The sequence below is a fragment of the Gordonia araii NBRC 100433 genome, from assembly GCF_000241265.1.
GTDB lineage: Bacteria > Actinomycetota > Actinomycetes > Mycobacteriales > Mycobacteriaceae > Gordonia > Gordonia araii.
On sequence record NZ_BAEE01000062.1, the window covers coordinates 40,707 to 66,403 of the forward strand.

A 25,697-nucleotide genomic window follows, 5' to 3' on the forward strand; every position below is an offset into this window, starting at 1 on the left:
ACCTCGTCTACTTGGGAAGACTTTGGATCATGATGAGAGAAACAGATCACATCGCGCGATGCGCGATGATGGGGACATGACCTCCACCGCCGCCGTCGAGTGGCGAGACGTGCCGCTGCCGCTCGCCGACCGGCTGCGCCATGCGCGCAACGGCGACGACCTCGGTCTCTATCTGCACGTCCCGTTCTGTGCGACTCGCTGCGGCTACTGCGACTTCAACACCTACACGGCTGGCGAGCTGGGGTCCTCGTCGTCGCCGCAGTCCTGGCTTGAGGCGGTGCGTCGCGAACTCGACGGCGCGGCGCTCATGCTCGGCCCGCGACCGGTGTCGACGGTGTTCGTGGGCGGCGGTACGCCGTCGCTGCTCGGGGCCGACGGCTTGGGCGACTTGCTCGCCGCGGTACGGGCGAGCTTCGATCTCGCGCCCGGGGCGGAGGTGACGACGGAGTCGAATCCCGAATCGACGTCGCCGGCCTTCTTCGAACAGATCCGGCTCGCCGGTTACACGCGCGTGTCGCTGGGGATGCAGTCGGCGGCGGCGCACGTACTCGCGATCCTGGAACGCACGCACACGCCCGGCCGAGCGGTCGCGGCGGCGCGTGAGGCGACGGCCGCGGGCTTCGACCACGTCAACCTCGACGTCATCTACGGCACGCCGGGGGAGTCGGACGCCGATCTCGATGCGACACTCGACGCCGTCCTGTCGGCCCCGGTCGACCACGTCTCCGCCTACGCGCTCATCGTCGAGGACGGCACCGCTTTCGCGCGCAAAGTGCGCCGCGGCGAACTCGCGGCACCCGACGACGATGTGCTGGCGGCGCGCTACGAGCGCATCGACGCACGGCTCGGTGCCGCCGGTTTCGACTGGTACGAGGTGTCGAACTGGGCGCGAGGAGCCGACGGCGCCTGCCGGCACAACGAGGCCTATTGGCGCAGCGACGACTGGTGGGGAATCGGCCCCGGTGCGCACTCGCACGTCGCCGGGGCGCGGTGGTGGAATCGCAAGCACCCGTCGACCTACGCGTCGGCCCTGACCGAGGGCGGCTGGCCCGGCGACGGCTTCGAGATCCTTTCCGCCGCCGACGCGCACACCGAGGCCGTCATGCTGCGGATGCGCATGCGTTCGGGATTGCCCGCCGACATCCTCGACGGCGACGAGCGGCGGCGTGCCGACGAGGCCGTGGCCGCCGGGCTGCTGCGGGTCGCCGACGGTGGGTACGTGCTCACCGACGCGGGGCGCTTGCTCGCCGACGGCGTGGTGCGTCAGATCCTCGATTAGCGCTAGTCGGCGCGGTGACGCGCCACCGAGGGGCGTACATCGGCGTCGGCGACCTGCTGCTCGATCGGCGGTGCGCCGGGGGAGAGGTCGATCGCGTCGAGGTCGAGCAGCCGGGCGTGGATGATCGGCCGATTCCGCAGTGCGCTGCGGACCGCGCGATGCAAACCGTCTTCGAGGTAGACCTCGCCCTGCCACTTCACGACGTGGGAGAAGAGGTCGCCGTAGAAGGTGGAATCCTCGCTCAGCAGCTTGTCCAGCGCGAGCACGGTGGTGACGGTGGTCAGCTGATCGAGCCGGAACTGGCGGGGCGGGATCTTCGCCCAGGCACGCGGCGACAGGTTGTGCTGGGGATACGGTTTCCCGTCCTGCACAGCCTTGAAAATCATCGCCCCGCCGATCACGCCTAATATGGTTTGTACTCCGACCATATTGCACGTTGCGCGTGTGCAGGGAGACGAACCGCCGGGAGGGAGGACGCGGGCATGACAACGACCGACGACCGCCGCTTCGAAGTCCTGCGCGCCATCGTCACCGACTACGTCGATACGCAGGAGCCGATCGGTTCCAAAGCGCTGGTCGAGCGCCACCAGCTCGGCGTGTCCAGTGCGACGGTCCGCAACGACATGGCCGTGCTGGAGGCCGAGGGGTATATCGCACAGCCGCATACGAGTTCGGGTCGCGTGCCCACCGACAAGGGCTATCGCCTGTTCGTCGACCGCATCAGCGAGATCAAGCCGCTGTCGAAGGCCGAGCGGCGGGCGATCATGTCGGTCCTGGACTCCAGCGTCGACCTCGACGACGTCCTCCGGCGCTCGGTCAAGCTCCTCGCCGAGCTGACCAGGCAGGTCGCGGTGATCCAGTACCCGGTCCTGTCGTCGGCGACGGTCCGTCATCTGGAGTTGGTCGCGATCACGCCGTCGCGGCTGCTGATGGTCGTCATCACCGACAGCGGCCGCGTCGAGCAGCGGATGGTCGCGCTGAGTCGCGACATCTCCGACGACGACGTCACCAAGCTGCGCGACGTCTTCGCCGGCGCCCTCGACGGCAAGCGTCTGACCGAGGCGTCGGCCGCCGTCGCCGACGTGGCGAACCACGCGCCGCCGGAAGTGTCCGACCTGGCCATCGCGGTGGCAGCCGTGCTGGTCGAGACCCTCGTCGAGCGCGACGAGGACCGTCTCGTCCTCGGCGGGACGTCGAACCTGGCCCGTGCCGCGTCGGACTTCTCCTCCGACCTCGGGGGAATGGATTCGGTCCTCGAAGCGCTGGAAGAGCAGGTCGTCGTTCTCAAGCTGCTGGCGCGCACCCAGCGCACCGGACGCGTGACCGTGCAGATCGGCCGCGAGACCAAGAGCGATAATCTACGCGGTGCTTCGGTGGTCTCGACCGCCTACGGCGCCAGCGGCACCGTCTTCGGCAGTGTCGGCGTGCTCGGACCCACGAGGATGGACTACCCGAGCACCATCGCGTCGGTGGCCGCGGTCGCCAAGTACGTTGGAGAGGTGCTGGCCGAGCGCTGAACCCGCCCGTGTCGCGAGGTTCGCGCCGCCACCACCAGGAATCGACGAAGGATAGAAGTAGCAAGTGTCACGTGACTACTACGGCATTCTGGGCGTGTCCCGGGGTGCGACCGACCAGGAGATCAAGCGCGCCTACCGCCGCCTCGCGCGTGAACTCCACCCCGATTTGAACCCCGCGGAAGAGGACCGGTTCAAGGAGGTCACCACCGCCTACGAGGTGCTCAGCGACCCGGAGAAGCGGCGCATCGTCGACGCCGGCGGCGATCCGCTTGCGGGACCGGGCGCCGGCGGCTTCGGCGCGGGCGGCCTGGGCGACATCTTCGAACAGTTCTTCGGCGGCGGGTCCGGGTTCGGAACCCCCGGGTTCGGCGGCCGCCGACCACCGCGCAGCCGCGTCCAGCCGGGTGAGCCCGCGTTGGTCCACGTAACCCTCGACCTGGCCGAATGCGCCGCGGGGGCCAACAAGGAGATCACCATGGACACGGCGATCCTGTGCGACGAGTGCACCGGCGCTGGCACCAACGGCGACTCGTCGCCGGTGGGTTGCGAGACCTGCGACGGTGCGGGAGAGATCCAGGCGGTGCAGCGGTCCTTCCTCGGCCAGGTCATGACCGTGCGCCCCTGCCCGACGTGCGGCGGGACCGGCCAGGTGATTCCGGATCCGTGCCACAAATGCGGCGGCGACGGGCGTGTCCGTACGCGGCGCACCGTCACCGTGAAGATCCCGGCCGGTGTCGAGGGCGGGATGCGCGTGCGGTTGTCTGGCCAGGGCGAGGTCGGACCCGGCGGTGGCGCGGCCGGCGACCTCTACGTGGAGATCAAGGAACGGCGCCACGAGATCTTCGTCCGCGACAAGGACGATCTGCACGCCACCGTCAACGTCCCGTTCGCCGACGCGGCGCTGGGCGGCGAGCTGACCATCGACGGCATCCTCGACGGGGAACGCATCGACGTCACGATTCCGTCCGGCACCCAGCCGGGCCAGATCGTGACGATTCGCGGCCATGGCATGCCGCACGTCAACAACGGCGTCCGCGGAAACCTGCACGCCCATCTCGAGGTCAGCGTCCCGACCAAGCTGGACGCGCGCGCCACCGAACTGCTGAAGGAATACCGCGAGCACGCTGGCGAAACGATCGAATTGGCCTCTGCGAACTCCACCGGCACGAGCAGCGGCCTGTTCTCCCGGCTGCGCAACGCGTTCGCGGGACGCTGACGCCGCCATGAGCCCGCCGCTGTTCTGGGTCGACGAGGCGCCGAGTGCGGGCACCGAGATCGAATTGACCGGGGCAGAGGGTCGGCACGCGGTCACCGTGACCCGCATCGCCGTCGGCGAACAGATCCTCCTCGGCGACGGTCGAGGAGCCTCGGCGCATTGTGAGGTATCGGCCATTCGGGGCAAGGACACGTTGCGCGCCCGGGCGCTGCAGTACCGGTTCGCCGACCGGCCAAGGCCGCTGGTCACCGTCGTGCAGGCATTACCCAAGTCGGAGCGTTCGGAACTGTTCGTCGAACTCGCGACCGAAGCCGGCGCCGACGTCATCGTGCCGTGGCAGAGTTCGCGCAGCGTCGCCCGCTGGGTCGGGTCGAAGGCGCAGAAGGGCGTAGCCAAATGGCGCGCCACCGCATCGGCGGCGGCCAAGCAGAGCCGGCGGGCGTGGATTCCGGAGGTCGCCGACCTGGCTTCGACGACCGACGTGCGGGCCCGCTGCGCCCAGGTCATCGACGAAGGCGGGATCGTCGTCGCGCTGCATGAAAGCGGGGACGAGTCCTTCGGCAGCTTCCCGTTCCGCACGGCACCGCACGTGCTGCTCGTCGTCGGACCCGAAGGTGGATTGTCCGAGGAAGAGTTGACCGATCTTTCGGCGCTGGGCGCCCATGTCGCGGTGCTGGGTCAACAGGTCTTGCGGACGTCGACGGCGGCGGCGGTCGCGCTCGGTGCGCTGGGTGCGCTCACGGACCGGTGGGACCCGGAACGAGGCACGCCCTGAAACGCCACAAGGTCGCCTACGGCGACCACGAGTCGCAGTTCGGGCACCTCTACGAGCCCGCGGTCGGGCCGGAGCGCGGCGACGGACCGGTGCCGTTGGTCGTGCTGATCCACGGCGGATTCTTCTCGACGCGCTTCGCCCTGACGATCGAGACGGCGATCGCGCGGCTGATGTCCGAACGCGGCGCCGCGGTGTGGAACGTCGAGTACCGGCGGGTCGAGGAGGACGGCGGCGGCTGGCCGGGCACGGGAGCCGACGCGGTGGCCGCCTTGCGCGCACTCGACGGCAAGGTGCCCGCCGTGCTGCCCGCCGAGTTGCTCGACAGCATCGCTTTCGACGACGTCGCCGTCGTCGGACACTCGGCCGGCGGTCTGCTCGCGGTCTGGGGAACGGCCCAGCTCGGGGCCCGTACCGCGCGCACGCGGATCACCCGCGTCGTGGCGCAGTCGGCGGTGCTGGATCTCACCCATCCGCGAGCGCGGGACCGGCCCACACCGCGCAACCTGATGGGCGCGCCCTACGAGGAGATCCCCGACCGCTACGCCCAGGCTTCGCCGATCCTCGCGCCCGTGTTCGACGCACACGTCATCGCCATGCACGCCGGGGGCGACGCCGCGGTCCCCGTCGAATCCAGTCGCCGCTACGTCGAGGCCGTCTCGGCGCGGGGTCAGTCAGCAGAACTCGTCGTCGTGGCGGACGAGGGACACGACGCGTTCGTCGACCCGCGCAGCGCCTGCACGCGGCAGACGCTGCGCTTGCTCGGCCTCTGATCATGCGGCCCGTTCGCTGGCGCTCCCGGCGCCGGTGGACGGCGTGGGCGGATACACTGGGCTGAGTCCATGTCGCCGGGGCCGAACCCGCTGGGCACGAACAAGGAGTGATGTCGCACGTGACGCAAGCCGATCAACCGCATGCCGAAACGGTGGTGGAGGTCGCGCCAGAGCGGATTATCGGTTTGCTCGGCACCGGCGATGTGAATCTGCGGGTACTCGAGGAGTTGCTCGACGCCGACATCCACGCCCGCGGCAATCGAATCACCCTCTCCGGCACTCCCGCGGAGGTCGCGACCGCCGATCGGGTGGTCGCCGAACTCCTCGATGTCGTCGGGCGGGGCGCCGCGCTCACCCCGGACGCCGTTCGACGGTCGGTGGCAATGCTGGCCGACCCGACCGCGGAGTCGCCTGCCCAGGTGCTGAGCCTGGACATCATCTCCCGGCGCGGCAAGACCATTCGGCCAAAGACGCTGAACCAGAAGCGCTACGTCGATGCGATCGACGAGAACACCATCGTGTTCGGGCTGGGGCCGGCGGGCACCGGAAAGACCTACCTGGCGATGGCGAAGGCCGTCGCGGCGCTGCAGGCCAAGGAGGTCACGCGGATCATCCTCACCCGCCCGGCCGTCGAGGCGGGGGAGCGGCTCGGCTTTCTGCCCGGGACGCTGAGCGAGAAGATCGACCCCTACCTGCGGCCGCTCTACGACGCGTTGCACGACATGATGGACCCGGAGGCGATCCCGAAGCTCATGGCCGCCGGTGTCATCGAGGTGGCACCGCTGGCGTACATGCGTGGAAGAACCCTGAACGACTCGTTCATCATTCTCGACGAGGCACAGAACACCACGGGTGAGCAGATGAAGATGTTCCTCACGCGCCTCGGATTCGGCTCGAAAGTGGTGGTGACCGGCGACGTCACGCAGGTCGACCTCCCGGGCGGCGCGGAGAGCGGGCTCAACGCCGCCACCCGCATCCTGGAGGGGATCGACGACATCCACTTCTCCCGGCTCACCAGTGCGGACGTGGTGCGGCACCGGCTCGTCGCGAACATCGTCGACGCCTACGACCGCGACGAGAACGGCGGCGGCAACCGCGCCGCGCGCCGCGCGGGACGGGAGCGCCGTCAGTGAGCATCGAGCTGGCCAACGAGTCCGGCGTCGATGTCCCCACCGACTTGGTGCTCGACGCCGCCCGATTCGCCATCGCGCGGATGGACGTGCACCCCGGCGCCGAGCTCTCGGTGCTCTTCGTCGACCTGGACACGATGGCCGACTTGCACATGAAGTGGATGGATCTGCCCGGTCCCACCGATGTGATGAGCTTCCCGATGGACGAGTTGACCCCGGGCGCCGGCCGGCCGGACGCCGCCGAACCCGGTCCGGCCACGCTCGGCGACATCGTGCTGTGCCCCGAGTTCGCCAAGTCGCAGGCAGCGGAGGCGCGGCACTCGTTCGAGCACGAACTCGCCGTTCTGACTGTCCACGGCGTGCTGCACCTGCTCGGCTATGACCATGCCGAGCCGGAGGAGGAGCGCGAGATGTTCGGCCTGCAGGGCGCGATCCTCGACGAGTGGTACGAGGACCGTCGGAATCGCCGCGTGTCCGAGCGGCTTTCGCAACGCGACGAGGATCTGTTGCGCAAGACCGGTTTCGCCGACCCGGATGAGGGCTGAGAGTTGCCGTCTGAACTCGTCTTTCTGCTGGTCGCGGCGGCACTGACCCCGGTGGGCGGCGTCTTCGCCGCCGTCGATGCCGCGCTGACCACCGCCTCGCCCGCCCGAGTCGCCGACCTGGTGAGTCAGGCCCGCCCGGGCGCCCGCCAACTCGAAACGGTGCTCAAGCAGCGGTCCACGTATGTCGCCCTGGTGGTGTTCCTCCGGGTGATCTGCGAGACGGCGGCCACGGCGTTCGCCGCGGTGGCGCTCGTACGGATGTGGGGGACGGCCTGGGGCGTGCTCGCGACGATCGCGGTGATGGCGGTGGTCTCCTTTGTCGCCGTCGGCGTGGGTCCGCGCACGCTCGGCCGCCAACACGCCTACACCATCGGCATCCTGAGCGCCCCGGTCCTGCGTGCGGTCGGCTTCCTGCTGACCCCGCTGACGCGACTGCTCATCCTGATCGGAAACGCGGTCACCCCCGGCAAGGGCTTCCGCAACGGGCCGTTCTCGACCGAGATCGAGTTGCGCGAGGTGGTCGACATGGCGACCGAGCGCGGTGTCGTGGAGGACGACGAACGACGCATGATCCAGTCCGTCATCGATCTCGCCGACACGCACGTGCGCGAAGTGATGGTGCCGCGGCCGGAGATGGTGTGGATCGAGCAGGACAAGAGCGCGGCGCAGGCCGCGAGCCTGGCCATCCGGTCGGGTCACTCGCGGCTGCCGGTGATCGGCGAGAACCCCGACGACATCCGCGGTGTGGTGTACCTGAAGGACGTCACCAGCCGCGCGATCGCCGGGCTCGCGGCATCGGTCAAAGTCGCCGACGTGATGCGGCCGGCTCAGTTCATCCCGGACTCCAAGACCCTTGATCGTGTCCTCGCCGATATGCAGCGGACCCGCAACCACATGGCGATGCTCGTCGACGAGTACGGCGGCATCGCGGGACTGGTCACCATTGAGGACGTACTCGAGGAGATCGTCGGCGAGATAGCCGACGAGTACGACCGCGGCGAGGTGGCGCCCTTCACCGAACTCGGTGACGGTATCTACCGGGTGTCCTCGCGGCTGCCGGTGGAGGATCTCGGCGAACTCTTCGGGATCGACATCGACGAAGACGAGGTCGAGACCGTCGGCGGCCTGGTCGCACTCGTGCTCGGACGCGTCCCGCTGCCCGGCGCCGAAGTCGAGTGCCACGGCCTGCGCCTCGTCGCGGAGGGCGGGCCCAATCGGCAGGGCCGTCAGCGGATCACCTCGGTACTGGTGAACAGGATCGAATCCGGCGAGGCGGCCGACGATGCCGACGACCGCGAGGACGCGACGAGGGGGATCGACAATGGCGCAGCATGACGGTGATTCGGCGGCGCTCGACGCCGAGGATGCGAAGTTGGTGACATTGGCGCGAGGAGCGATGGCCCGCGTCGGCGCATCGTCGGGTGCGGCGGTGCGCGACCTCGACGGCCGCACCTACGCCGGCGCGCCGGTCGGCCTGCGCGCGCTGGAGCTCACCGCGCTGCAGGTGGCGGTCGCGACGGCGTTGTCCAGCGGGGCCCAGGGATTCGAGGCAGCGGCGCTCGTCGGGGGTCCCGACGACGACCCGGGGCTCGCCGCGGTCGCCGAAGTGGGCGACGGAGCCGCGGTGATCCGCACCGACCTGCGCGGAGAGCCGATCGATGCCTGATTCTTCGGCCGGCGAATTCCGGTCCGGCTTCGTGTGCTTCGTCGGCCGCCCCAACACGGGGAAGTCGACGCTGACGAACGCGCTGGTCGGCGAGAAGATCGCGATCACGTCGAACCGCCCGCAGACGACGCGCCACACCATCCGCGGCATCGTCAACCGCCCCGACGCGCAGCTGATCCTCGTCGACACGCCGGGACTGCATCGTCCCCGCACCCTGCTGGGACAGCGCCTCAACGACCTGGTGCGCGACACGTACTCCGAAGTCGACGTCGTGTGCATCTGCATTCCCGCTGACGAGGCGATCGGACCGGGAGATCGCTGGATCATCGACCAGGTCCGCACGATGGCGCCGACGACGACCGTCGTCGGGGTGGTCACGAAGATCGATCGAGTGACACCGGGCAAGGTTGCCGAGCAGTTGCTGGCGCTGTCGAAGGTGCTGGGCGAGAAGAGCGAGGTCGTGCCGGTGTCGGCGAAGTCCGGCGACCATCTCGACGTCTTCGTGAATCTGCTGGTGTCGCTGATGGAACCCGGTCCGGCGTTCTATCCCGACGGGGAACTCACCGACGAGCCCGAGCAAGTGCTCATGGCCGAGTTCATCCGGGAGGCGGCGCTGGAAGGGGTGCGCGACGAGTTGCCGCACTCGCTGGCGGTGGTGATCGACGAGATGATCCCGCGCGAGGACTCCGACCCGCCGATCATCGACGTCTACGCCATTCTCTACGTCGAGCGCGACAGCCAGAAGGGCATCATCATCGGGCACCGCGGTTCGCGTCTCAAAGCCGTCGGGACGCAGGCTCGCCAGCAGATCGAGCGGTTGCTCGGCTGCAAGGTCTACCTCGATCTGCGCGTGAAGGTGGCCAAAGACTGGCAGCGCGATCCGAAGCAGTTGCGGCGGATGGGTTTCTAGGTTCGGCTCGGGGCCTACCGTCGGATGGCCGACAGCAGTGCGAGAATGGGCCGATGGGTGCCAAGACGGCGATCGAATCCGATGCACAGCACGACGAGCAGGCAAGGGCGGCGATCCGTGATGTCGTCGGCCATCCCCGGTTCTGGATCGCGCCGGTGGCGGTGGTCATCGCGCTGATGAGCCTGATGGCGGCGGTCTACATGGGGGCCGTGGTCAACACCCGCGAGAACTTGCACGACTTCCATGTCGCGCTGGTCAACGAGGACACCGGCGGGCAAGTGGCTCCCGGCGAGCCGGAGATGAACATCGGCAAGCAGATCGTCGAGCAGCTCGTCCCGACCACCGCGAAGCAGGGCATCGTCCTGGACGAGATGAGTCGCGAAGAGGCGATGAAGAAGCTCTACACCGGCAAGGTGTACGGCGTCGTGGCCATCGACTCGAACTTCACCAATCTGATGCTCGGCCTGGCACGATCCGCGGTTCTGCAGAACGCGCCGGTACAGCCGAAGATCGACGTGCTGATCCACCGCGGGTCGGGGACCTTCGCCTCGTCGATCACGACGATCATGGCCGAGGAGATGAGCGTCCAGGTCAACAAGCAGGCGGGCGAACAGCTACTGGAGAACGTGCGTTCGCAAGTCGGCCGCGACTTCAAGCTCGCCGGAGCGACACAGCTGGCGCTGTCGCAGCCGATCAACGTCGCGGTGTCGGAACCGCAGCCGCTGCCCGACGGCGCGGCCAACGGGCTGAGCGCCTTCTACTTCACGCTGCTGTTGATCCTCGCCGGATTCACCGGCGCCATGATGGTCTCGATCATCGTCGACGGCCAGTTGGGGCAGATGCCGATCGAGTTCGGGCCGTTGTTCCTGCTGCGCAAGCGGTTGGCCGTGTCGCGGTGGGGCACACTCGCGTCGAAGTGGGCGGTCATGCTGATCATCGCCGCGATACAGGCGGGGTTGTTCCTGCTGGTCTGTTCGCTGGTGGGGACATCGCTGCCCAACTCCTTCGTGCTGTGGGCGTTCTCGGTGCTGGTGATCACGGCGGTGGGTGTCACGGCGAGTTCGATGATGGCGGTCTTCGGTAATCCCGGCCTGTTGGCGAATCTGGTGTTCTTCGTGATTCTCGGCCTCCCGTCGTCGGGCGGGACCGTGCCCTTGGAGGCCAGTCCCCGGCTGTTCAGCTGGATCGCGGCGGTGGAGCCCATGCACCTCGTCTATTACGGCGTGCGATCGATCCTCTACTTCGATGCCGATCCCGCGTCGGGGCTGACCCGATCGGTGGTGATGACGGTGGTCGGCTTGGTGTTCGGGCTGGTGCTGGGCATCGTCGGAACGAAGTACTACGACCGCAAAGGCTGGTACCGGAGGCCGAACGCGCTGTCGGTGCCGCCGCGGCTGGCGAAGCTCGTCGACGCCGATCCCGACGCCTCGGTCACGGTCACCGAGGTCGCGGCGCAACCGGTACCCGCGCCGCCCGTGTCACAACCCAACGTGACCCGGCATCGGTGACAGAATGACTCGGTGAGGTTCTACCGCGACGAGGCCGTCGTCCTGCGCCAGCACAAGCTGGGCGAGGCCGACCGCATCATCACCCTGCTGACCCGTCAGCACGGTTTGGTGCGCGCGGTGGCCAAAGGGGTGCGACGCACCCGGTCGAAGTTCGGGGCGCGTCTGGAACCGTTCGCCCACATCGACGTCTGCCTGTATCCCGGTCGCAGCCTGGACACGATCACCCAGGTGCAGAGTCTCGACGTTCTCGCCGAGGCGATCGTCGCCGACTATGCGCGCTACACCACGGCGTGCGCGGTCCTCGAAACGGCGGAACGCCTCGCCGGCGAGGAGCGCGCGCCCGCACCCGACTTGCATCGACTGACCGTCGGAGCGCTGCGAGCACTGGCCGCGCAGACCAGGGAGAACCAGCTGATCCTCGACGCGTTCCTGCTCCGGGCGATGCACTGCGCGGGATGGATGCCGGCTCTCGAGGAGTGCGCGCGGTGCGCCACGCCCGGTCCGCACCGCGCCTTCCACGTCGCCGCCGGCGGGGCGGTGTGCGTGCACTGCCGACCCGCCGGTGCGGCCATGCCGTCGCCGGGAGTGCTCGATCTGATGGACGCGATGTTCCGCGGGCAATGGGAGGTCACCGTCGATGCGACGGAGTCGCTGAGGCGCCAGGCGAGTGGACTGATCGCCGCGCATCTGCAGTGGCATTTGGAGCGGCAGCTGCGGACCCTTCCGCTCATCGAGCGGGGCGATCCCCATAGGGTTGCCCTGTGAGCACTGTTCGTCCGCCCGATCCGCACCCGTCCGGCGCGCGACCGCCGGCGATTCCCGCCCAGTTCGTGCCCAACCACGTCGCCCTGGTCATGGACGGCAACGGGCGCTGGGCGACCGATCGCGGCCTACCTCGCACCGAAGGGCACAAGCGCGGCGAGGCGGTTCTGATGGACACCGTGTGCGGCTGTATCGAGATCGGTGTGAAGTGGTTGTCGGCGTACGCGTTCTCCACCGAGAACTGGAGCCGCAGTCCCGACGAGGTGCGCTTCCTGATGGGGTTCAACCGCGACGTGATCCGTCGTCGGCGCGACGAGATGAACGAGATGGGCGTGCGGGTTCGCTGGGCCGGCCGCCGACCCCGGTTGTGGCGCAGCGTGATTCGCGAGTTGGAGATCGCCGAAGAACTCACCAAGGACAACACGGTGATGACATTGACGATGTGCGTCAACTACGGCGGCCGTGCTGAGATCGCCGACGCCGCGAAGGAGATCGCGATGCGGGCGGCCCGCGGCGAGATCGACCCCAAGCGGATCAACGAATCTACGTTCGCCCGCTATCTCGACGAGCCCGACATGCCCGACGTCGACCTGTTCCTGCGGCCGTCGGGGGAGCAGCGGATCTCCAACTTCCTGCTCTGGCAGTCGGCGTACGCGGAGATGGTCTACCAGGAGAAGCTGTTCCCGGACTTCGACCGTCGCGACCTGTGGGCGGCGTGCCTCGAATACGCCGAGCGCGACCGTCGATTCGGTGGGGTCAAATGAGCGACATCAAGCGGATCGCCGCCCTGCTCGGGGAACTGGGCACGGTGGAGACGGCCGACGACGAGTCGGTGCTGGTGCACGTCGGCACGACGCGGGCGTCGGTGCGCGTCCTGGATCTGTCGGAGGAACTGAAGGTCGTGTCCGTGACCCAGTTGGTCGCGCGCAAGGCGACCAACGACGAGCGGCTGCGCGACCTGCTGGACGAACGCGGCGCAAGTCTGAGCTTCGGCTCGCTGCGTCGAACCGATCCGGGCGAGCGCCACACCGACGTCCTGCTGTCGTACGCGTTTCCGCTCGGCGACCTCGACGACATCCCACTGCTGACGGTCTTCCACCTGGTGCTCTCGGGCGGGTCGTCGCTGGCGGAGGATTTGGCCTGAGCGAGGCTCACTGGCGCTTGACGACCTGGCCCGGTGTCGCCTGCCGCTTCGACGAGGTGCCGTTGCCGACTTGGCGCGAGGTGTTGTCCCCCCAGCAGTAGATGCCGCCGGCCGAGATGGCGCACGAATTCTTGCCGCTGGTCGCAAGAACGCTGACTGTGGACAGGTCCTTGACGCGAGTGGGTGTCTTTGTCACTCCGCTCGTTCCGTCGCCTACTTGCCCTTCCCAATTGCTTCCCCAGCAGTAGGGTGCGCCGTCGGCGATCGCGCAACTCGTATGGTCGGTCGTGGACAGGGACGACACGTTTCGCAGCCCGACAACTTTGGTCGGGGCTGTTACGAATTCATCTGAGCTGCCGACGCCCAGAGTCTGGTTGAGATTGTCGCCCCAGCAGTACAGATCGCCATCGGCGATTGTGCAGGCCGCGGCGCCGTTAGCAGTTAGCGAGGACACCCCGGTCACGCCGGCGACAGGCCTCGGCGACGGGGCTATCTCCGTTGTGGTGACGTTGGCCAGCCCCCAGCAGTACGCGGATCCGCGAGACAGCGCGCAAGTCTGCGATCGTGCTGCGGCAATCGTGGTGACGTCAGTGATCCCCTTTACCTGGACCGGTGTGGATTGTCCGCGGCGCTGGCCGTTTCCGACCTGGCCGGCTGCGTTCTCTCCCCAGCAGTACGCGAGGCGATTCGCAAGCGCGCACACATGCCCGTCGCCGATCGAGACGTCGCTGACGTCGCTGACGTTCTGGACACGGGAAGGAGTGTTTCGCGCATCCTGAGTGCCGTCACCGAGCTGACCGTGCACGTTCTGCCCCCAGCAGTACAGGTCACCGGACGCGATCGCGCAGGTCATTCCGTAGCCGGTGGTCACCGCGGTCACGTCGTTCAACCCGACGACCCGGGTCGGGCGGGTGCGGTCCTCGGTCGTACCGTCGCCGACTTGGCCGGCGTTGTTGGCGCCCCAGCAATACAGCGATCTGTCGCTGATAGCGCAAGTCGTCGATCCACCCGCCGAGATATTGGTGACGCTTGAGATGCCGATGACGTGGGTGGCGACATCTCGATTCTTGGTCGTCCCGTCTCCGATTTGACCATCCTCGTTGTCGCCCCAGCAGTAGGCGGTCTCGTCGGCGATCGCGCAGACTGTCCGGTCGCCCATCGCAAAGGCGGTGACGTCGGTCAACGGAGTTCCGCTGGGCCCACGGTCCCACAGGTAGACGGCGGCGCCGCCGGCGACGGCCAGGAGAAGGAGTGCCGCAGCCCCTAGGACGCCCACGATCAGTAGGGTCTTCTTTCCTCCCGACGCCGGTGGCGTCGCGGGTGGGTGCGGTGGCCACATCGGAGGCGGTGGCGGGATGTGCTCCATCCCGGCAGCTTAATTCGACGGCGTGCGGCAGCTCGCGCAGGTCCCGAAGATCTCGACCGTGTGACTGATATCGCTGAACTTGTGCGACTTGGCGACCTTCGAGGCCCAGCTCTCCACCTCGTCCGCGTGGATCTCCACGGTGGTCCCGCACGCGCGGCAGACCAGGTGATGGTGGTGTGACGCCGAGCAGTGCCGATAGCGCGTTTCGCCGGAGCCGTCCCACAGCGCGTCGACGATCCCGGATTCGGCGAGTGCCTGCAGATTGCGGTACACGGTGGTCAGCCCGATGGACTCGCCCTGTTCGACCAGCTGGTCGTGGAGTTGCTGGGCCGACCGAAAATCGTCAGTCGCCGCGAGTGCCGCGGCGATGGCTTCGCGCTGGCGCGTGTTGCGCTGTCCGGTGACCGGCTTGGCTGGTCCGGTCACGAGGCGGTCGGGCGGATCGGCTGCGGCTGCGCTTCCGGCCGCTCACAGGTGTCGTCGACGCGTTCGCACGCATGGACGATCGCGTCGGTGGCGATATGGGCGACATGGTCGTCGACGAGGGCGTATTCGACCTCGCGCCCGCGGCGGCGACCGTCGACGAGTCCCAGGTCGCGCAGTACCCGCAGATGCTGGCTGACCTGAGGCTGGTTCAGTCCGAGTTCATCGACGAGCTGGTGTACGCAACGCGGCGATTCGGCGAGGAGCATGACGATGGCGATCCGCGTCGGCGCCGCCAGCGCGCGCAGGAGGTCGCTGGCCGCTTCGAGGGCGGCCGGATCGGTCCGGACCGCGGTGCGGCTGTGGGGCAGGGTGGTCACGGCGGGCTCCTTCACCGGGAGAAACAACACCACCAGCTTATCGGAACCTGTTTTCAATTGGGGTGCACCGTGCCGCGGTAGGCGCTCGGGCTGAAGGCCAGCACGGACCGGAAGTCGTTGGAGAGGTGTGCGTGGTCGGTGTATCCGAGGTCGGCCGCGATCGACGCGAGGTCCGCCGCCGGGTCGTCGCGGATCAGTTGCGCGGCCTCCTGGAGTCGGCGACGGCGGATCATCGCCGACGGGGAGAGGCCGACATATCGGCGCGCGAGCCGCTGCAGGGTTCTCGGTGAACTGGCCAAGGCCTGCGCCGCGTCGTCGAGTCGAAGGATCGTCGGATCGCTCATCAACAGATCGGCCATGGCGTTGGCCAGGCGAGCCTCGTCGGACGGCTCGGGCACGCGATCGGCGAGCCAGTCGGCAAAGGCGGTGATCGCCCGGGAGTGGCGGGTCGCCGCGTCGCCGTCGGTCATCGCGGCAAAGACGGCGTCGTGCAGGTCGGCCGCCTCGAACGGCTGGTACGAGTCGACGTACGCACCGGGATCGTCGATCAGCGCCGCGACGCCGGCCGGTCGCAGCAAGGCGCCGACGGCCCAGCCGGTGCCGGTCAGGTCCCGGTGGGAGATCGTCGTCGCCGGCCCCGTGAAGCCGACGTGGTCGAGTTCGACGACCAGGTTCGACGCCGGAAAGGGCACGAGCTCTTGGCGCGACGAGCGGCCCGCCGCGATCTGCCATTCGGGAATCCAGAACCATCCGACCAGCTCTGCCGCGAGCGGCGGCGGGGCGAGCCGCGTGAGGGTGGGCAGCTTGGCCGGATAGAGCACGCCGCGCGAGGGGTCGACCATGCTCTCAGAGTAGGCCGGTAGCCGGACATCCCGAACTTGTCGCGAATCTCCAAGCCGGGCGCGCTCGGCCGCTTCTAGCGTGGAGCCATGACCGAAACAATTCAGGCGGCGAACGGCCGTCACACGACCAACGGCACACCCAACGGATTCACCAGCATCACCCCGTTCCTGGCCATCCGCGACGCCAAGGCGGCCATCGAGTTCTACCGTGACGTCTTCGGAGCGCGCGTCCTGGGCGTCACCGAGTCTGACGGAGTGGTTCACCACGCGGAACTCGACTTCGGCAACGGACGTCTGCAACTCGGCGAGCCGGTAGCCGACTACCACCTCATCGCCGGGCCAGAGGGGGAGGACGACTGCTATTCGCTGGGGCTCTACCGCCCGGACGTCGACGCCCTGACGGCCCGCGCCGAGCAGGCCGGCGCTACCGTCCGCGAAGCCCCCTCGACCTTCGTCTCCGGCGATCGATTCTCCAGCATCCGCGACCCCTTCGGCGTGCGATGGTCGATCATGACCCGCGTCGAAGACCTGTCGCAGGAGGAGAGTGACGCGCGGGTCGCGGAATGGGCCAAGTCCCTCGGCGACGGCTGAGGCGGGGGCGGCGGATCGCGCTCACCTGCTGCGACTAGGCTGGGAGGTCAACCCTGATCGCCCCGTCTAGTCAGTCTGAGTGGAGAACCGAACCCGTGGCCGTCCAGTCCAAAGTCGATGCTGTCGTCAACCTCGCCAAGCGGCGCGGTCTGGTGTTCCCGTGCGGTGAGATCTACGGCGGTACGCGGTCGGCCTGGGACTACGGGCCCCTGGGCGTCGAACTCAAGGAGAACATCAAGCGGCAGTGGTGGCGCACCATGGTCACCAGCCGCGACGACGTCGTCGGCCTCGATTCGTCGGTGATCCTCCCGCGCCAGGTGTGGGAGGCCTCCGGGCACGTCGAGGTGTTCACCGATCCGTTGGTCGAGTCGCTGTACACGCACAAGCGCTACCGCGCCGACCACCTGCTGGAGAACTACGAACTCAAGCACGGTCGCCCGCCGGCCAACGGCCTCGCCGACATTCCCGACCCCGACACGGGGCAGCCGGGTAAATGGACGGAGCCCAAGGCGTTCTCCGGCCTGATGAAGACTTTCCTCGGCCCCGTCGACGACGAGGAAGGCCTGCACTATCTACGCCCGGAGACCGCGCAGGGCATCTTCGTCAACTTCAAGAACGTGCTGACCACGTCGCGTCGGAAGCCGCCGTTCGGCATCGCGCAGATCGGCAAGAGTTTCCGCAACGAGATCACGCCGGGCAACTTCATCTTCCGCACGCGTGAGTTCGAGCAGATGGAGATGGAGTTCTTCGTCAAGCCGGGCGAGGACGAGACCTGGCACCAGTACTGGATCGACGAGCGACTGAACTGGTATATCGACCTGGGCATCGACCGCGACAACCTGCGACTGTTCGAGCACCCCAAGGACAAGCTCTCGCATTACTCCAAGCGGACCGTCGACGTCGAGTACAAGTTCGGCTTCTCCGGCAACCCGTGGGGCGAACTCGAAGGCGTGGCCAACCGCACCGACTACGACCTCGCCACGCATTCGAAGCACTCCGGCGAGGATTTGGTCTACTTCGACCAGGCGTCGGGGGAGAAGTACACGCCGTATGTCATCGAGCCGGCCGCCGGCCTGACGCGTAGCCTGATGGCGTTCCTGTGCGACGCGCTGGTCGACGAGGAGGTGCCGAACGCCAAGGGGGGCACCGATACGCGCACCGTGCTGAAGCTCGACCGCCGGCTCGCGCCGGTCAAGGCCGCCGTGCTGCCGCTCTCGCGCAACGAGGCGCTCTCGCCGAAGGCTCGCGACCTCGCCGCCGAGCTGCGCAAGCACTGGAACGTCGACTTCGACGACGCGCAGGGCATCGGCAAGCGCTACCGCCGCCAGGACGAGATCGGTACGCCGTTCTGTGTGACCGTCGACTTCGACACCCTCGAAGACCAGGCGGTCACGATCCGCGAGCGCGACACCATGGCTCAGGAGCGCATCGCGCTCGACAAGGTCGTGGAGTACCTCGGCGGCAAGCTCGTCGGAGCGTAGGCAGCACCCGATCCCTTTGGTTTTTGGCCCGGAAACCGGCGCAAACGACAAAGGGATCTGGTCGGACTCTGCGAAGATGGAGAAGTGTCGCGGGCCGGTTTGGCCCCGGCGTTGGAATCAGTGGTTTGGAAGTGGGTAAGGGTTGTGGCAGTCAGTGGGAAAATCGTGCATTTCGACACGAACAAGGGGTTCGGGTTTCTCGCGCCGGACGAGGGCGGCGCGGATGTGTTCATCCACATCAACGACCTCGACATCGACGAGTCACAGCTGAAGCCGGGCGCGCTGGTCGAGTTCGACATCGAAGACACCGATCGTGGTGCCAAGGCGACCAACGTCGTCATCACCCAGGAGGCGCCGGCGGGGGGCTTCGACGCTGACGCCCGGGCAGAGCGTCGCGCCGAGCACCGCCGCGACGACAACCACCGTCCGGGCCGTCGAGCCGAGCGTGGGGACCGCCCCCGGCGTTCGCGCGGCGGCCAGGGTTCGATGGATGCGGCGTCGTTCACCGAGGAGATCACCGAACTGCTCCTCGATTCCTCCGGCACGTTGACCGCCGCTCAGATCGTGGCGATCCGCCAGCGCGTCACCGACTTCGCCGTCGACCGGGGCTGGGTGCTTGACTGACCCAGTCGGCGAGGCCGTCTATCGCGCGGCCGACGTGGCCCGGCGCGTGGCCGAAGGCGAGAAGGTCGCCGGGCTGCCCGGCAGCAGTATCGAGCATCGCAGCGCCTTCTCCCGCGATCGGGCCAGGGTGCTGCACTGCGCCGCGTTGCGCCGTCTCGCCGACAAGACTCAGGTCGTCGGGCCCCGCGAGGGCGACACCCCGCGCACGCGCCTGACGCACTCGTTGGAGGTCGGGCAGATCGGCCGGGGCATCGCCGTCGGCGTCGGATGCGACCCGGATCTCGTCGAACTGGCCGGTCTCGCCCACGACATCGGGCACCCGCCGTACGGGCATAACGGCGAACGCGCTCTCGACGAGGTTGCCGCCGACATCGGCGGCTTCGAAGGCAACGCGCAGAACCTGCGGATCCTGACGCGCCTGGAGCCGAAGATCCTCGACGAGGACGGCAACAGCGCGGGGCTCAACCTCACCCGCGCCTCGCTCGACGCCACGTTGAAGTACCCGTGGACGCGGCGGGAGCCGGGCAGCAAGTTCGGCGCCTACGAGGACGACGCGGAGGCGCTCGCCTGGATCCGGCAGGGCGCGCCGGAGCGCCGCCAATGTCTGGAATCGCAGGTCATGGATTGGGCCGACGACATCGCCTACTCGGTGCACGACGTTGAGGACGGGGTGATCTCGCACCGGCTCGATCTGCGATCGCTCGCCGACCCCGGCGAGCGGCAGCTCCTCGCCCGGCTTGCCGTCACACACTTCAAGGGCCTCGACGAGGCCGAACTGGTGGAGGCCGCGCAAAGGCTGTCGCAGATGGACGTCGTCACCGCGATCGGCGAGTACGACGGGACGCTCGCCTGCTCGGTAGCGCTCAAGCGGATGACCTCCGAGCTGATCGGACGATTCGCCACGGCGGCGGTCATGGCGACCCGCGAACGGATCGGCGACCGCCCTGTCGCTCGATACGACACCGACCTGGCGGTTCCGCCGCTGGTCGCCGCGGAGGTCGCGGTGCTCAAGACGATGGCGCTGCAGTTCATCTTCTCCGACCAGCGCCACCTCACCGTGCAGGACCGCCAGCGCGAACGGATTCACCGGGTCGCGACCTGGATGGAACAGGCTGGTCCGGGCGGTCTGGATCCGCTGTTCGTGCCGGCGTGGGAAGCGGCCGACGACGACGGTGCGCGGTTGCGCGTCATCGTCGATCAGATCGCGTCGATGACCGAGGGGCGCCTCGAACGCACCGACAAGCGCAACTCCGATATCCAGGCGCATCTCGGGTAGGCACGAGTTTTCGCTACCCTCGGCGCAATGCTGATTTGGATCAACGGCGCCTTCGGCGCGGGCAAGACGCAGGTGGCGCACGAACTCCAACGGCGGCTGGGACGGGCACACGTCGCGGACCCGGAGCTGATCGGCTACGCGATCCACAAGATGTTGCCTCCCGGTTCGCGCGACGACTTCCAGGATCGGCCGCAATGGCGTGCCGCCGTGGCCGAAACCCTTCGCCAGGCCGACGCGGAGGCGGACTCGCCGGTGATCGTGCCGATGACGATGGTCGACCCGGTCTACTTCGACGAGACGGTCGGGACGCTGCGAGACGCCGGGACCGACGTGCGACACGTGGCGCTCGTCGCGAGCCCGGAGACCCTGCGCCGACGCCTCGCCGGGCGCGTGTCCAGTGTTCTCGCCGCGGTACTGGGCCGTGACGAGACCTGGGCGACCGCGCAGATCGATCGCTGCGTGACCGCGCTCGCCGACGAGCGGTTCGCCGTACACATTGACACCGACGAGCGGTCCCTCGACGAGGTGGTCGAGGCGGTGGCGGCAGCGGTCGACGTGGAGTTGACGGCGGGTCGCCTGGGGCCGGTGAGGTCTGGTGCGCGGCGCCTGGAGGTCGCCGCCCGCCACATCCGGCTCTGACCGTTCGGCCTGACACTAGACTGTCTCTCGTGCCAGGCAGAATCCCCGATCGCGACATCACGGCAATCCGTGAACAGGTCCGCATCGAGGATGTCATCGGCGACTACGTCGCCCTGCGTCGCGCCGGCGCGGACCGTCTCACCGGACTGTGCCCCTTCCACGACGAGAAGACGCCGTCGTTCCACGTTCGTCCGAACCACGGGCACTTCCACTGCTTCGGCTGCGGCGAGGGGGGCGACGTCTATTCCTTCCTGCAGAAGCAGGAGCACATCAGCTTCGTCGAGGCGGTCGAGCAGCTCGCCGACAAGGTCGGCTACCGGATCAACTACGAGGGCGGTGGCACCAGCGTTCAGCGCGACCGCGGTACACGCGCACGGCTCGTCGCGGCGAACGCCGCCGCCCAGAAGTTCTACGCGGAGCAGTTGCGCAGCCCGGAGGCGCAGGCGGCCCGCGACTACCTCAAGGAACGGAACTTCGACGGCCAAGCGGCATTGAAGTTCGGCTGCGGATACGCGCCTGCCGGGTGGGACACGATGACGAAAGCCCTTCTGGGACAAGGGTTCGAGTTCAAAGAGTTGGAAGCCGCCGGACTGTCGAAGCAAGGGAGGCAGGGGCCGATCGACCGCTTCCACCGGCGGCTGCTGTGGCCGATCAAGAATCTGGGCGGCGACGTCATCGGTTTCGGGGCGCGCAAGCTCTACGACGACGACAACCTCGGCAAGTACATGAACACGCCCGAGACGATGCTCTACAAGAAGTCGCAGGTGCTGTTCGGTCTCGACCACGCGAAGAAGCACATCGCCAAGGGGCACCAGGTCGTCGTCGTCGAGGGTTACACCGACGTCATGGCGATGCACGAGTCCGGCGTGCAGACCGCCGTGGCCAGCTGTGGCACGGCCTTCGGCGAAGATCACCTCGCGCTGATACGGCGCCTCATGATGGACGATTCGTACTACCGGGGCGAGGTGATCTATACCTTCGACGGCGACGACGCCGGCCAGGCGGCGGCGATGAAGGCGTTCGAGGGGGAGCAGGCGATCGCCGGGCAGACCTTCGTCGCCATCGCTCCCGACGGGATGGACCCGTGCGAGTTGCGCCAGCAGCAGGGCGAGGCCGCCGTTCGCGATCTGGTGGCCCGGCGGATCCCCATGTTCGAGTTCGCCATCAAGACGTTGCTCCGCAAACACGATCTCGACACGGCCGAGGGGCGGGTGCACGCCCTGCGTGAGACCGTCCCCGTCGTGGCCCGGATCAAAGATGTCGCACTGCGCGACGAGTACGCGCGCCAGTTGGCCGGCTGGGTCGGCTGGGACGACGTGTCGCAGGTGTTGCGCCGGGTCCGCGAGGAGGCGTCGCGCAATGCGAAGCGGCGGGGTCGGCCGATGCGGCACGAGCCCGCCCGCACCCGCCCGGAAGCGTCGTCGACGCCACCTCCGACCGCCAAGCCGCTGCCCAACGACCCGAGGCTCTGGCCGCAGCGGGAGGCGCTCAAAGCGGCGCTGCAGTACCCGGCGATCGCGGGCACCGTTTTCGACTCCCTGCCCATGGAGTGCTTCACCGAACCCGCGTATGCCGCGATCCGCGCGGCCATGCGGTCCCTGGGAGACACGGCATCGGGCCTGGGCGGCGCGCAATGGGTGGACGCGGTACATCACGCCATCGACGATCAGGCGATCAGCCCGTTGGTCACCGAGCTGGCCGTCGAGCCGATGCGCGTCGAGGATGACGCGGTGCCGCGCTACATCGGTTCGGTGTTGGCGCGGTTGCAGGAGGTCTGGGTCGGGCAGCAGATCGCCGACATCAAATCGAAACTGCGGCGGATGTCGCCCACCGAGGACGCCGATACGTACAACGGTGTGTTCGGCGATCTCGTCGCGCTGGAGGCCTACCGGCGTAGTCTGCTGGAGCAGGCCGTCGACCCGGTGATGGACGTCGGGTGACCGATTTCCGCTCGGGCCGACTGAGTTGTCGGTGGCGTACGCGACACTGACCGCATGAGAGCGACGTACTCATGGCGCATCGGCGTCGGCGCGGCGGTGGTCTGGTCGGCGCTCACCGCGTGCGCCGTGACGCCTGCGCCGGGGGATTCCGATGTCGCCGGTGGCCAGGCGCCACCGGCTGAATCCTCGTCGAACCCGACGGCGGCGGCGAAGGCTGCGCTGATGCGGCTGGACCGACTCGAGGTGAAGGGCCGGGCACCCAAGACCGGGTACCGACGATCGGTGTTTGGCCGGGCGTGGTCCGACGAGGTCGCGGTCGCGTTGGGCCGTAACGGTTGCCGCACACGCGAGGACATCCTCCGCCGCGACCTCACCGACGTGCGCCTGAAGGGGCATTGCGCGGTGATGAGCGGTTGGCTCGACGACCCGTACACCCGTGAGCGCCTGCGATTCGAGCGCGGTGTCGACGTGCGGCGGATCCAGATCGATCACGTCGTCGCGCTTGCCGATGCCTGGCAGACAGGCGCTCAGCAGTGGACGCCGCCACGACGCCTCGACTTCGCCAACGACCCTCGCAACCTGCAGACCACCGCCGGCTGGGCGAACCAGCGCAAGGGTTCGTCCAACGCGGCGTCGTGGCTGCCGCCGAACCGGTCCTACCGGTGCACCTACGTCGCGCGGCAGATCGAGGTCAAGGCCGCCTACGGACTGTGGGTGGTGCCTCCCGAGCGCGACGCGATGAGACGCGTGCTGTCGCGCTGCGCCGACTGGCCGTCGTCGCCCGACCCCGCGCCGAGCAGCCGGCGGTAGGTATCGCTGCTCGTCACGAGTTCCTCGTGCGTGCCGACGGCATCGACGCGGCCGTTCTCCAGGACGACGATCTGGTCGGCGTGCCGGACGGTATCGAGGCGGTGGGCGATCACCAGCACCGTGCGGCCCGCGGCCAACGATTGAATCGCCCGCTGGATGCGCGCCTCGGTCTCCGGATCGACCGCCGACACCGCCTCGTCGAGGATGAGCACGGGCGAGTCCTTCAGCAACGCGCGCGCGATGGACAGTCGCTGCCGCTGGCCGCCGGACTAACCTTGCCCTCAAATTAAATCAACACTCCATGAAGTTACCTGTCTCACAGGACACATTCGAGTAGCTTGGACAGCTATGACCGCTACCGACGGGCGCAAGCGCGGACGGCCCGCCCGGGCCGACGGGCGCACACCCTTGACCAAGGAACTCATCGCCACGGTCGGACTGAAAATCGCTGGGGACGAAGGGTTTCCGAACCTGACGATGCGCCGGTTGGCGAGTGAGATCGGGGTGACGGTGCGCGCGCTGTACAACGTCGTGGCCGATCGCCAAGAGGTGGTCGATCTCGTTGCCGCCCGCATGATCGAGGCGATGCCGGTTCACGACTATGCGATCGACGACTGGCAGGACTCGGTCCGCAAGATGTACCGGGAAGCGCGCGCGGTGTACCGAGCGATGCCCCGCGCCACGCTGATTTCCTTGGACGAGACCATCACACCCACCGAGGTTCCGGTCAAACGGATGCTGGAGCCCGAGCGGCAGCTCGCCTTCCTCGTCGACCTCGGGTTGTCGGTCGAGGACGCGATGACCGTGCGCGGCGCGTTTCTGGTGGAGGTCTTCGGCTTCGTCCTGCTGATCGACTACCGGTTCGACCGCAGCGACGAGATGACGCGGCAGATGATGTCGGAGCCGGTCCCGTTGGCCTGGCTGGACACGAAACCCGAGGTGGAGGCACCCCTTGCCCGGGCTGCCGCTGCGCTGCGTGGAACGCCGGACGACCTGTTCGACGCCCTGATCGAGCGGGCGATTCGCACCATCGACGATCTGCGACAAGGTCGGTAACCGCGGGGCCTGCCGCTGAGGGGTCAGGTCCCGGTGCAGAGCGATCCGGTGTTGAAGCCCGGGGTCACGGGGAACACCGCGGTCTGTTTGCGGACACCGTTCTGCACGGCCGCGATTCGATAGTTGCCGGGGTGGGCGGGGATCCAGTCCGCCTCCACCACGCGCTTGTCGTCGGTGCGTCGCTCGTTGCGCACCTTGAGGCGCTTGACCGTGCGCCCATACGGGTCGACGACGGTGAGGCGAGCCGGCGCGGTGCGGTCGGTGACAACGACCGATACGTTGTATTTGCAGCCGGTGCCGCGATGTCCGGTGAACATCGGCAGCTGGATGTGCGGCGCGGCGGTCGGAGCCGCGCTGGCCGGAGCGGTGGCTGCTGCGCCGCCGCCGATCACCGCTGTACACGCCATGGCTGCGACGAGGGGGTAAGACAGTTTCATGGATTCGAGGATGTCAGAGGTCGACCCTCGGCGTAGCGCTTCGGCGGGCCGAGTTGCGGTCGGGACAGCCGCTGGGGTGGCGAGCGCTACGGCAGGTGTTCATCGGCCCATGCGAGCGCGGTCCGGCCCGACGCGAGTCCGTACTGCAGTGTTGCGAGCTGGTACTCGGCGACGTCTTCGAGTCCTTCGGGGACGATGAACGTTGGGACCTGGGCCTTCAATTCCTCCAGGCGGGCCAGATCAGCGCGGATGCGCTCCCGGACGCGATTGGCGACAGTTGGCCGTTCCTCGGCCTCCAATAGACCCATGAAGTACGTGCGGGCCAGGATCGTTGCTTCCGAACTCGAGGTCAGCGGCTCGTCGAGCATCCATCGGCGGAATTCCGCGCGGCCTGTGTCGGTGATCGCGTACGTCTTCTTGAACCGCCCCGGAGTGTCCGGAGACTTTCTAGTTTGAGACCTCGACGAGTGTCGGGGTCGGTTGTTGAGCGTAGTGCGCAGTCTCCATCTCTACTGGCGGGATGTCGCCGCAGTACTCGTAGAGCCTTCGGTGGTTGAACCAGTCGACCCACTCCGCGGTGGCGACCTCGACCTGGTCGACGGTACGCCAG

Annotated in this window: 28 protein-coding genes and 3 pseudogenes; 22 read left to right on the forward strand and 9 right to left on the reverse strand. The window is 68.0% G+C overall.

From position 1 onward, the window contains the following. The first annotated feature begins 76 nt into the window (after nt 1–76). Nucleotides 77–1,279: a radical SAM family heme chaperone HemW gene (gene hemW, locus GOARA_RS12960; RefSeq protein ID WP_138947693.1), complete on the forward strand. Its 1,203-nt coding sequence runs from the start codon at nt 77–79 to the stop codon at nt 1,277–1,279. A 20-nt stretch (nt 1,280–1,299) separates the two neighbouring features. Here the strand turns inward: hemW and GOARA_RS12965 are convergent. Then, nucleotides 1,300–1,665: pseudogene (locus GOARA_RS12965) on the reverse strand (type II toxin-antitoxin system VapB family antitoxin); the annotation flags it as partial. Between the two features lie 96 nt (nt 1,666–1,761). Between GOARA_RS12965 and hrcA the strand changes: the two are divergent. The 13 genes from hrcA (at nt 1,762) to GOARA_RS13030 (ending at nt 13,222) form a co-directional block, all read left to right on the forward strand. Beyond that, nucleotides 1,762–2,796, forward strand: coding sequence for a heat-inducible transcriptional repressor HrcA (gene hrcA, locus GOARA_RS12970; protein WP_007322849.1), 1,035 nt, complete (start codon nt 1,762–1,764; stop codon nt 2,794–2,796). 64 nt (nt 2,797–2,860) lie between these two features. Then, nucleotides 2,861–4,012 (forward strand): molecular chaperone DnaJ, encoded by a 1,152-nt coding sequence (dnaJ, locus tag GOARA_RS12975; RefSeq protein ID WP_007322850.1) that lies wholly within the window; start codon nt 2,861–2,863, stop codon nt 4,010–4,012. A gap of 7 nt (nt 4,013–4,019) precedes the next feature. After that, nucleotides 4,020–4,787 (forward strand): 16S rRNA (uracil(1498)-N(3))-methyltransferase, encoded by a 768-nt coding sequence (locus GOARA_RS12980; RefSeq protein WP_007322851.1) that lies wholly within the window; start codon nt 4,020–4,022, stop codon nt 4,785–4,787. Next, nucleotides 4,760–5,557, forward strand: a complete 798-nt coding sequence (locus GOARA_RS12985; protein ID WP_007322852.1) for an alpha/beta hydrolase family protein — start codon at nt 4,760–4,762, stop codon at nt 5,555–5,557. The genes GOARA_RS12980 and GOARA_RS12985 overlap by 28 nt, the downstream gene beginning before the upstream one ends. 110 nt (nt 5,558–5,667) lie before the next feature. Then, nucleotides 5,668–6,690, forward strand: coding sequence for a PhoH family protein (locus GOARA_RS12990; RefSeq protein WP_007322853.1), 1,023 nt, complete (start codon nt 5,668–5,670; stop codon nt 6,688–6,690). Then, nucleotides 6,687–7,232: an rRNA maturation RNase YbeY gene (gene ybeY, locus GOARA_RS12995; protein ID WP_007322854.1), complete on the forward strand. Its 546-nt coding sequence runs from the start codon at nt 6,687–6,689 to the stop codon at nt 7,230–7,232. Before GOARA_RS12990 ends, ybeY begins: the two co-directional genes overlap by 4 nt. 3 nt (nt 7,233–7,235) lie before the next feature. Further along, complete coding sequence (locus GOARA_RS13000; protein ID WP_007322855.1) at nt 7,236–8,567, forward strand: hemolysin family protein; 1,332 nt, start codon at nt 7,236–7,238, stop codon at nt 8,565–8,567. Further along, nucleotides 8,554–8,898 carry a cytidine deaminase-like protein gene (locus GOARA_RS13005; protein ID WP_040523184.1) on the forward strand — a complete coding sequence of 115 codons (345 nt, stop codon included), beginning with the start codon at nt 8,554–8,556 and terminating at the stop codon, nt 8,896–8,898. The genes GOARA_RS13000 and GOARA_RS13005 overlap by 14 nt, the downstream gene beginning before the upstream one ends. Further along, nucleotides 8,891–9,808 carry a GTPase Era gene (gene era, locus GOARA_RS13010; RefSeq protein ID WP_007322857.1) on the forward strand — a complete coding sequence of 306 codons (918 nt, stop codon included), beginning with the start codon at nt 8,891–8,893 and terminating at the stop codon, nt 9,806–9,808. The genes GOARA_RS13005 and era overlap by 8 nt, the downstream gene beginning before the upstream one ends. 53 nt (nt 9,809–9,861) lie before the next feature. Continuing rightward, nucleotides 9,862–11,316 carry a YhgE/Pip domain-containing protein gene (locus GOARA_RS13015; RefSeq protein ID WP_007322858.1) on the forward strand — a complete coding sequence of 485 codons (1,455 nt, stop codon included), beginning with the start codon at nt 9,862–9,864 and terminating at the stop codon, nt 11,314–11,316. Between the two features lie 12 nt (nt 11,317–11,328). Further along, nucleotides 11,329–12,081 carry a DNA repair protein RecO gene (gene recO / locus GOARA_RS13020; RefSeq protein ID WP_007322859.1) on the forward strand — a complete coding sequence of 251 codons (753 nt, stop codon included), beginning with the start codon at nt 11,329–11,331 and terminating at the stop codon, nt 12,079–12,081. Next, on the forward strand, nt 12,078–12,842 hold the full coding sequence (locus GOARA_RS13025; protein ID WP_007322860.1) for an isoprenyl transferase: 765 nt from the start codon (nt 12,078–12,080) through the stop codon (nt 12,840–12,842). The genes recO and GOARA_RS13025 overlap by 4 nt, the downstream gene beginning before the upstream one ends. Continuing rightward, nucleotides 12,839–13,222, forward strand: coding sequence for a hypothetical protein (locus tag GOARA_RS13030; RefSeq protein ID WP_007322861.1), 384 nt, complete (start codon nt 12,839–12,841; stop codon nt 13,220–13,222). The genes GOARA_RS13025 and GOARA_RS13030 overlap by 4 nt, the downstream gene beginning before the upstream one ends. Nucleotides 13,223–13,229: 7 nt before the next feature. Here the strand turns inward: GOARA_RS13030 and GOARA_RS13035 are convergent, their stop codons facing one another. From GOARA_RS13035 to GOARA_RS13050, 4 genes are all read right to left on the reverse strand, one after another. Then, nucleotides 13,230–14,405, reverse strand: coding sequence for an RCC1 domain-containing protein (locus GOARA_RS13035; RefSeq protein WP_170265477.1), 1,176 nt, complete (start codon nt 14,403–14,405; stop codon nt 13,230–13,232). A gap of 192 nt (nt 14,406–14,597) precedes the next feature. Continuing rightward, nucleotides 14,598–15,014: a Fur family transcriptional regulator gene (locus tag GOARA_RS13040; protein WP_007322863.1), complete on the reverse strand. Its 417-nt coding sequence runs from the start codon at nt 15,012–15,014 to the stop codon at nt 14,598–14,600. After that, nucleotides 15,011–15,391, reverse strand: a complete 381-nt coding sequence (locus tag GOARA_RS13045) for an ArsR/SmtB family transcription factor (protein WP_007322864.1) — start codon at nt 15,389–15,391, stop codon at nt 15,011–15,013. Before GOARA_RS13045 ends, GOARA_RS13040 begins: the two co-directional genes overlap by 4 nt. Before the next feature lie 53 nt (nt 15,392–15,444). Continuing rightward, nucleotides 15,445–16,233 carry an AraC family transcriptional regulator gene (locus GOARA_RS13050; RefSeq protein ID WP_007322865.1) on the reverse strand — a complete coding sequence of 263 codons (789 nt, stop codon included), beginning with the start codon at nt 16,231–16,233 and terminating at the stop codon, nt 15,445–15,447. A gap of 87 nt (nt 16,234–16,320) precedes the next feature. Between GOARA_RS13050 and GOARA_RS13055 the strand changes: the two genes are divergently transcribed. The 7 genes from GOARA_RS13055 (at nt 16,321) to GOARA_RS13085 (ending at nt 23,594) form a co-directional block, all read left to right on the forward strand. Beyond that, the gene (locus GOARA_RS13055) at nt 16,321–16,824 is read left to right on the forward strand and encodes a VOC family protein (protein ID WP_007322866.1); all 504 of its coding nucleotides are present in this window, start codon (nt 16,321–16,323) and stop codon (nt 16,822–16,824) included. A gap of 95 nt (nt 16,825–16,919) precedes the next feature. Beyond that, nucleotides 16,920–18,305, forward strand: a complete 1,386-nt coding sequence (locus GOARA_RS13060) for a glycine--tRNA ligase (RefSeq protein ID WP_007322867.1) — start codon at nt 16,920–16,922, stop codon at nt 18,303–18,305. A gap of 144 nt (nt 18,306–18,449) precedes the next feature. Continuing rightward, nucleotides 18,450–18,929: a cold-shock protein gene (locus tag GOARA_RS13065; RefSeq protein WP_040523195.1), complete on the forward strand. Its 480-nt coding sequence runs from the start codon at nt 18,450–18,452 to the stop codon at nt 18,927–18,929. Beyond that, nucleotides 18,922–20,205, forward strand: coding sequence for a deoxyguanosinetriphosphate triphosphohydrolase (locus tag GOARA_RS13070; protein WP_007322869.1), 1,284 nt, complete (start codon nt 18,922–18,924; stop codon nt 20,203–20,205). The genes GOARA_RS13065 and GOARA_RS13070 overlap by 8 nt, the downstream gene beginning before the upstream one ends. A gap of 27 nt (nt 20,206–20,232) precedes the next feature. After that, on the forward strand, nt 20,233–20,844 hold the full coding sequence (locus GOARA_RS13075; RefSeq protein ID WP_007322870.1) for an AAA family ATPase: 612 nt from the start codon (nt 20,233–20,235) through the stop codon (nt 20,842–20,844). 29 nt (nt 20,845–20,873) lie between these two features. Next, a complete protein-coding gene (gene dnaG / locus GOARA_RS13080) occupies nt 20,874–22,784 on the forward strand; it encodes a DNA primase (RefSeq protein WP_007322871.1) in 1,911 nt (636 codons plus the stop codon). Nucleotides 22,785–22,838: 54 nt separating this feature from the next. Then, the gene (locus GOARA_RS13085) at nt 22,839–23,594 is read left to right on the forward strand and encodes an HNH endonuclease family protein (protein WP_007322872.1); all 756 of its coding nucleotides are present in this window, start codon (nt 22,839–22,841) and stop codon (nt 23,592–23,594) included. On the opposite strand, the pseudogene GOARA_RS19450 reads toward GOARA_RS13085, so the two are convergent. After that, nucleotides 23,486–23,851: pseudogene (locus tag GOARA_RS19450) on the reverse strand (ABC transporter ATP-binding protein); the annotation flags it as partial. The gene GOARA_RS13085 and the pseudogene GOARA_RS19450 overlap by 109 nt on opposite strands. A 91-nt stretch (nt 23,852–23,942) precedes the next feature. Here GOARA_RS19450 and GOARA_RS13095 point away from each other — a divergent pair. Next, nucleotides 23,943–24,650 carry a TetR family transcriptional regulator gene (locus tag GOARA_RS13095; RefSeq protein ID WP_007322874.1) on the forward strand — a complete coding sequence of 236 codons (708 nt, stop codon included), beginning with the start codon at nt 23,943–23,945 and terminating at the stop codon, nt 24,648–24,650. A 23-nt stretch (nt 24,651–24,673) separates the two neighbouring features. On the opposite strand, the gene GOARA_RS13100 is transcribed toward GOARA_RS13095, so the two are convergent. The 3 genes and pseudogenes from GOARA_RS13100 to GOARA_RS19895 all read right to left on the reverse strand — a co-directional run. Continuing rightward, entirely contained in the window at nt 24,674–25,087 is a 414-nt protein-coding gene (locus GOARA_RS13100) for a hypothetical protein (RefSeq protein ID WP_007322875.1), read from the reverse strand. A gap of 86 nt (nt 25,088–25,173) precedes the next feature. Next, the gene (locus GOARA_RS13105; protein ID WP_007322876.1) at nt 25,174–25,455 is read right to left on the reverse strand and encodes a hypothetical protein; all 282 of its coding nucleotides are present in this window, start codon (nt 25,453–25,455) and stop codon (nt 25,174–25,176) included. A 79-nt stretch (nt 25,456–25,534) separates the two neighbouring features. After that, nucleotides 25,535–25,697 (reverse strand): annotated as a pseudogene (locus tag GOARA_RS19895) (IS3 family transposase); the annotation flags it as partial.